At 36.3% G+C, this 7,277-nt stretch carries 6 protein-coding genes and 1 pseudogene; 4 read left to right on the forward strand and 3 right to left on the reverse strand.

Features of this window, described 5'->3' with window-relative positions; translation table 11 throughout:
• Positions 1-134: 134 nt before the first annotated feature.
• A complete protein-coding gene (locus AOG54_RS08405; protein WP_055032613.1) occupies positions 135-1,784 on the forward strand; it encodes an NADH:flavin oxidoreductase in 1,650 nt (549 codons plus the stop codon).
• 167 nt (positions 1,785-1,951) lie between these two features.
• Here the strand turns inward: AOG54_RS08405 and AOG54_RS08410 are convergent, their stop codons facing one another.
• From AOG54_RS08410 to AOG54_RS08420, 3 genes are read right to left on the reverse strand one after another with little or no spacing between them, the layout of a single operon-like run.
• Complete coding sequence (locus AOG54_RS08410; RefSeq protein WP_048101254.1) at positions 1,952-2,239, reverse strand: ferredoxin family protein; 288 nt, start codon at positions 2,237-2,239, stop codon at positions 1,952-1,954.
• A 4-nt stretch (positions 2,240-2,243) separates the two neighbouring features.
• Entirely contained in the window at positions 2,244-3,437 is a 1,194-nt protein-coding gene (locus tag AOG54_RS08415; RefSeq protein ID WP_054964386.1) for an NAD(P)/FAD-dependent oxidoreductase, read from the reverse strand.
• Positions 3,430-5,253, reverse strand: coding sequence for an FAD-binding protein (locus AOG54_RS08420; protein WP_055032614.1), 1,824 nt, complete (start codon positions 5,251-5,253; stop codon positions 3,430-3,432). The genes AOG54_RS08415 and AOG54_RS08420 overlap by 8 nt, the downstream gene beginning before the upstream one ends.
• 335 nt (positions 5,254-5,588) lie before the next feature.
• Between AOG54_RS08420 and AOG54_RS08425 the strand changes: the two genes are divergently transcribed.
• The 3 genes and pseudogenes from AOG54_RS08425 to AOG54_RS08435 all read left to right on the forward strand — a co-directional run.
• Positions 5,589-6,251, forward strand: a complete 663-nt coding sequence (locus AOG54_RS08425) for a winged helix-turn-helix domain-containing protein/riboflavin kinase (RefSeq protein ID WP_054964139.1) — start codon at positions 5,589-5,591, stop codon at positions 6,249-6,251.
• 265 nt (positions 6,252-6,516) lie between these two features.
• On the forward strand, positions 6,517-6,930 hold the full coding sequence (gene tnpA, locus AOG54_RS08430; RefSeq protein ID WP_055032615.1) for an IS200/IS605 family transposase: 414 nt from the start codon (positions 6,517-6,519) through the stop codon (positions 6,928-6,930).
• Positions 6,927-7,277 (forward strand): annotated as a pseudogene (locus AOG54_RS08435) (RNA-guided endonuclease InsQ/TnpB family protein); the annotation flags it as partial. The gene tnpA and the pseudogene AOG54_RS08435, both read left to right, overlap by 4 nt.

Consider the following 7,277-nt stretch of genomic DNA (forward strand, 5'->3'; position numbering starts at 1 on the left):
TTTTTATTAAAATATTATATATAGATAATGCATAAATTAATTTTTAATTTTGTTTTTCAAACTTTTAATATAAAACATGATGTTATTATTTTCATATAATAAACACTTTTAAATGAATACGAATATACAAAAACATGGATGTTTTTAGCACCGGAACCATAGGTAATTTGGAAATTAAAAACAGGCTTGTCATGGCGCCAATGATCTCCAATCTGGCCTCTCCAGATGGCAATACAAATGAGGATCACATAGCATATCTGGAAGAACGTGCACGTGGTGGTTATGGATTAATAATTACTGAATATACATATGTGGATGAACTAAATGGTAAGGGATCGCCAAACCAGCTAGGGATGTTTTCTTACTCACAGACTCCAAAATTTTTCAGGTTAACCGAGAGAATGCATAAATACGATTCCAGAATTTTTGTTCAGCTTGTTCATTCAGGTGCCAAGGCCTTACAGGGCCTTAATACCAAAAAAATATTTGCACCGACAGCCATGGATTATATGGGGAATGTGCCTCAGACCATGAGTATTGAGGATATAATTAATGTTCAGGAAAAATTCTACAGGGCAGCAGACATAGCATACAAATCAGGATTTGATGGGATAGAGCTTCATGGGGCCCATGGTTATTTGCTTGAGGAATTCATATCCCCTGCCCTTAATAAAAGGGATGATAAATACGGTGGTTCATTGGAAAACCGGCTTAGGATAATTAACGAAATGACTGAAAATATAAAGAATTATTATGATATACCATTAGGAATAAGACTGAGCCTGTATGAAAATGACCCTGATGGCTACGGTCCCGATTACGGTTTAAAGGTGGGTGAATCAATAAGGAAAATTGATTATATTCATTACTCTGCTGGCAGATTCGCACCCCCAGCATCGTCTGCACCATTCTATTATGAACATAATCATATTTATGCAAGGCTTCCAAGGAGACCGGATAAAACAACCATTCTGGTTGGTTCTGTAATAAATGCTGCCGATGCGAACGAAATATTGAAGAAGGCAGATTTTGTAGCAACCGGCCGTGAGGCCCTGGCTGATCCATACTTTCCGTATAAATTATTGCACGGTCACAATCCAAGGCCATGCATCAGGTGCAATCAGGACTGCAGGAGGTTAGGTCTTAACGAGGTACGCTGCACTGTCAACATTGATACAGGCCTTGAGCTGTACAGCACCATAAGAAGGAACAAAAAATTAATTGGAGAAATAGAAATAGATGGTGCGGGTATAAAAGGTTTGGAGGCCGCACTTTATGCACTTTCACTTGGATTAAAACCAGTGATTTATGAGGAAAATGTCCCCGGTGGGCAGATTAACGATATTTTAGAACCACATAAAAGAACTGAATTTAAGGCACTTGTGGATTATTATTTAAATGAACTTGATAGGCGCGGGATAACAGTAGAAAAATCAAGGGGAACATCAGGAATAGACTGTTCCCCTGATAAGGTTTATCCTGATATTAAAAATATGGGGGATGTTTCAATTAACACAAATATATACAGATACTTTGATGATGCACTGGAAATTTCGAAAAAAAATACAGTAATTATCAATCCAGAGTCACTGGAAATCCTCGAAAGGTCAAGAAGGGAATTTTACATCAAACTTGCAGAAAGGCAGGGAATTAAATTCATTAAACAGGATTCATACAATATAAATATATTTGATAAAAACCAGTATGATATAAGATCTGCAATGATCAGTGGAAGAAGGGCCGTGGATTCATATATTATGGAGAATTATGATGAATTAAATTAATGTATTTTGATTATAATACTTAATAGAATTATTAAATTTTTTAAAACTCTCATAAAACTCGGCAATGGAACGATGCAATTTTTATTATAAAATGATATTATTAAACGCATAAAAGGTTGTAAAGAAATAATTTTTACATCTTAAAATTTAAAAATAAAAAAATAAATCTATGCATATCTTAATGCAATACCCCTGCCAAATCTGGGATATTCCCAGTTAATATTATCGTATGGGCAGGCTATTCTGCAGGCACCGCATTCGACACAGTTTTCATAACCAACAACTATTTTTTTATCCTCCCATGTATACACACCTGCGGGGCATATTAATATACATGGCTGTGGATTTCCATTTTCCTTTTCACATTCAAGGCACAGTCCGGAATCCCTTATGGAAAGGTGTGGCTTTTCATCCTTCTTATACCTTAATGTGTACAGTTTTTCCTCCGTTCTCATTTTATCACCTCATTTTCGTCATAAATTCTATAAGGTCTGGCATAACGTTTCTGAAATTTGAGGATATTATTTTTCCTATGCCAAGAAGATCCCCAGAAGCCCAGCTGTTTAATGCCGAAGACAGCATATTAATGTATCCTGATGCAGCATCAGTTCCAAGCATGCGCCCTTCCAGTGGCCTTTCCTTTACTATTTTTGATATCTCCGGGTCCTTAACCAGATTATAATAGTATATGTCCTGGGATAATCCAGACGCTGCAGCATCCCCTGCAAGTGTTCCTGAGGCTATTGCAGGGCTTATGCCATCGAATGTAAGTGGGTCCACAAGTCCAAGGGCATCACCACATAAATACACATTTCCCTTTCCTGGATTCATTGATGGAAAACCGCCCTCAGGTATGACTTTCGCAGAATATTCTCTTAATGAATAGCCCTCAAATTTTTTTGCAAGTCCGGTTTTATCCAGAAAATCATCAAGTACTTTTTCTGGCCTCATTTTTCTTGAAACAAGCTCTTTTATTGGTGATCCAATTCCAACCGCAACACTGTCCTTATAGGTATATAGGAATCCTGCTATAAGCGGGTCTGTCATGACAAATCTCCATGCAAGTCCCTTAGATTCATCAGGAAGATTGAACATTGAATTTATATCCTCCTTTTTCACTGCATAAACCTCCTTTACGGCCTGTACCGCAGTATCAGGGGTAAAATCCTTTTTTATGCCTGATTTCATTGAAAGCAATGAATTTACGCCCTCAGCAAGCACAAAGGCATCTGCTGTAACCTCACCGCGGTCTGTAACAAGTGATTTTGCAGTTCCATTCTCCCATTTTAATTCAAGCCCGGTTGTTTTGCTTATAACCATGGCCCCGGCATTTTCAGCAACAGATGAAAGCCATTTATCAAATTTTAGCCTCCCCGTTGTAACCAAATTTTCCGGAGAAAACTCAATATCCACAGGACTATCACCATTATATAATGATAGTTTTATTCTCTGAACCTCCCTTTCAAATGGAAGGCCATCACCAAATACAGAAGAAACATAGTCCTTCCTTATCATTGCACCGGATACATTTTTTGAACCTGGTTCCGGGCCCCTCTCAATTGCCAGCACCTTTTTACCTGCCTTTGCAGCCCTTAATGCAGCAGCTGACCCAGCAGGGCCGCAGCCAACAACAACAACATCATAATTAAGCATTTATATCACCAATTTTTTTAATCAGTTCTGGCACTATCTGGAATATATCTCCAACCACGCCGTAATCACAGTTATCAAATATAGGAGCAGTTTCATCTGTGTTAATTGCAAGTATTTTTTTTGACCCCTGAATTCCAACAAGATGCTGTATTGCCCCTGATATTCCAAGGGCTATGTAGAGATCAGGCCTTATTGTTGTACCTGTCTGGCCCACCTGATGATCCTTTGGATACCAGCCAGCATCTGCCAGGGGCTTGCTAACACCAACAACTGCGTGGAGTTTGTCTGCCAGATCCTCGGCCAGTTTAATGTTTTCCTTATTAACAATTCCCCTGCCAACGCCAACAACTATTTTTGAACCAAGCAGTGGATTATTATACTCTATGCTCTTAAAATCCTTTATTTTGAATCTTGTTGATGTATCCGTTAATGTTTCCGTTTGAACTTTTCCCCTGTAATCGCGCTCCTTTAATGCAGAAAAAACTCCGGACCTTGTTGTTACCATTACAGGTTTGTTATTGGGGCAGATAATTGTGGAGGTTTCCTTTCCACCAAAGTCTGGCCTTGTTGATAGCAGCTGGCCCTTTTCGTCAACATCAAATATAATGCAGTCGGCTATTAAACCGGTATCAACCTTTATTGCGGTGGTGGATGCCAGCTCCCTTGCATTTGATGTACCCGGAAAGAATATGGCATCTGGCATGTATTTTTTTATCAGTGTTTCAAGAGCCCTTGTGTAAACATCATTATCGTAATATTCAACACCAGGGGTTTCACAGTAAAAGGCCTCATCGGCACCATACTTAAATGCCATGTCCACGATATTCTCTGCATGGTCACCTATTACCGCCGCCCCAAGCTGTGTGTCCATTAGATCAGCCACCCTTCTGGCTGCTCCAAGAATCTCAAGTGAGGTTTTATTAATGTCACCATTTGTATGGTCCATGTAAACCCAGATTTTACCGGTGGCCTTTGCAACAGGCTTGGGCTTAACATAATCCTCACCTGATGATTTCATCCCGGTGGCCGCTATTTTAATTTTTGAAATAATCCAGTCAACGGTTTTATTAATATCCTCATTTTTAATAATTTCTGGATTTCTCATCTTTGGTGGGGGCCTTACCCTGATAACCTTTGTTGGTGATGCTGCCAGCCCAATATGCTTGGGATCCGCGTTTATATCTGTTTTGGACAGCCTTGATACATTGTAATTTTTGGCCTTTATTAAACCCTCAAGTGTCGGCTCCCTTGGCGTATTTGAAATCTCAGATATGGTGGCAACAAACGGTATGGGAACCTCAAGTATTTCTGTGTTGAATTCCGTGGTTCTCTGTAATACTGCCTTTTTATTTTTCTGGTCTATTTCAATAATTTTATCTGTATAGGCCACAGCCGGAACATTAAGCCAGACGGCGGTCTGCGGGCCAACCTGCTGGGTTTCACCATCAACTGCCCTTCTGCCAAAAAGAATTACATCTGCACCACCAAGCTTTTTTATGGCCTGTGCAACTGTATAGGATGTTGCCCATGTATCAGACCCTGCCATGGCAGCATCTGTTACAAGATAGGCATCATCTGCACCCATGGATATTGCCTCCTTAATTGAAATGTCTCCTCTGGGCGGCCCCATTGAAACTATTGTTACCGTACCACCATATTTTTCCTTTAACCTTATAGCCTCCTCTATTGCATGGAGGTCAGGGGGATTAATAATGGCTGGAACACCCTCCCTTATCAGGTTGTTTGTCACCGGATCAATTCTTAAATCATCTGCATCCGGGACCTGCTTTATGGAAACAATTATTTTAAGCCCCATAAACCGTTATCCCGCGGAATATTAAAAATATTGCTTTTAGGAAATAAGAATTATATGCATAAAATCATGATTTTTTTGTTGATTTTTATTAATGAAAATGCAAAAAAAATTTAATTAATCATTTTATTCAAATCTTATTACGATTAAAATAATATTTAATTAAATATCGTAAATTTTCCTTTAACTCAAAATTATTCATTGTATAAAATTAAATAAGATCTAAAATTATTTATAATAAACCGCACAGAAACTTAACATCCTAATGTTGGAATCAGTATGCTTTTTTATTTAATTATAATAAACAATACTATTATACTTAAAAAATATTAACCTGCATGAACGAAACCTTATATTCAGCAATAAAAGAATTAAAAAATCTTGCAGGTAGCAAAAATATTGCATATATTTCATCATCAGAGCTGGCAAGGAAGATGGGCGTTAGCCAGCAAACGGCATCAAGAATCATTCTTGAATTAATAAAGGAGAAATATATAGACAGAACAATCGAAAATAGAAGGCAAAAGATAATGATACAGGAAAAGGCACTTGATTTACTTTACAGAGAATTAAATGAACTTTATTCAATATTAAAAATCAATCAATCATTTGAAATGGAGGGTACGGTACAAAATGGCCTTGGAGAGGGAAAATACTATATATCCAAGAAAGGTTACATGGATCAGTTTAAGGAAAAATTAAAAATGGAGCCATTTCCCGGCACATTAAACATAAAAATAAATCCGGAATATGAAAATATTTTGAGGCAGGTGCGTGGTGCCGATGGAATTATTATATCAGGATTTAAGGATCGTGAGAGGACCTTTGGTGGTGTAAAATGCTTTAATGCACATATTGATGGGATAAAATGCTATCTCATATTTCCTGAAAGGAGCGTTTACACAGATATTATTGAGGTAATTTCTGATAAATATTTGAGGCAGGCCCTGTCACTAAAAGATGGTGATATTATAAAGGTTAATGTTGATTTTGAATTTTGAATAAATTTTAATTTTAAGGTGTGAAGTCCCCTCCATAAGGGGGATGAAAACATAAAGTTTATGATATATTAATTTACAAATGAATCTACCAGAAAGAAAGCCACTGAGTTTACAATGTGGATGAATTTCTGGAGCCAGAAAATATAAATTCAATAAATAATTAATTTTTAAAATGTTAATAAATTAAATATTTCATAATGAATATGCAATTCATGCATTTATATAATAAATTTTATATAATGTTGATAAATACTTTATTTAATATATGGAAATAACTCAGTATAAGAAAGAATACAAATCATACGATCATTTAGTGTTTTCATGCCAGTACCATGTAATATTCACACCTAAGTACAGAAGAAAGGTGTTAGTAAACGGCATAGATGAAAGACTCAAGGAGCTTATTATTGAAAAGGAAAATGACTACGGCTATAAAATAATAGAAATGGAGGTTATGCCAGACCATGTGCATTTATTAATAGACTTAAAGCCAAGAATAGATGTTATTAGATGTGTTAACCTTATAAAAGGATACACATCACATGTATTAAGGGATGAATTTCCGGTATTGAGAAGAAAGATACCAACATTATGGACAAGGTCAAAATTTATAGCAAGCGTTGGTGCAGTAACGCTTGAAGTGGTTGAAAAGTACATAGAGGATCAGAAGAAGGTATGATGAATACAAAGAAGAATAAAATAAAAGATTCATTGAATAAAACCAAAATTAAAAGAAAATCTCAATCAGCAGTAATTATAAAAACAAAGATAGACAGTGATAAACTAAATACCAACACATCAAGGATATTAAGGAGAATATTTTTGGAGGCTAAATGGCTGTATAATTATGTAATAAATAAGGAATTTAACAGTGATATTTTTAATATGGATTATAAGGTAAATAAAGTACCAGTGTATGTAAAGGACCATTATGAAATAAGGGATTTAAAATATTTATCATCACAGATGAGGGAAGAAATTATTGATAGAACCATGGATAATATTAAAGGATTATCAAAATTAAAG

Origin of the sequence: Acidiplasma aeolicum, from assembly GCF_001402945.1 — an archaeon.
Classification (GTDB): Archaea; Thermoplasmatota; Thermoplasmata; order Thermoplasmatales; family Thermoplasmataceae; genus Acidiplasma; species Acidiplasma aeolicum.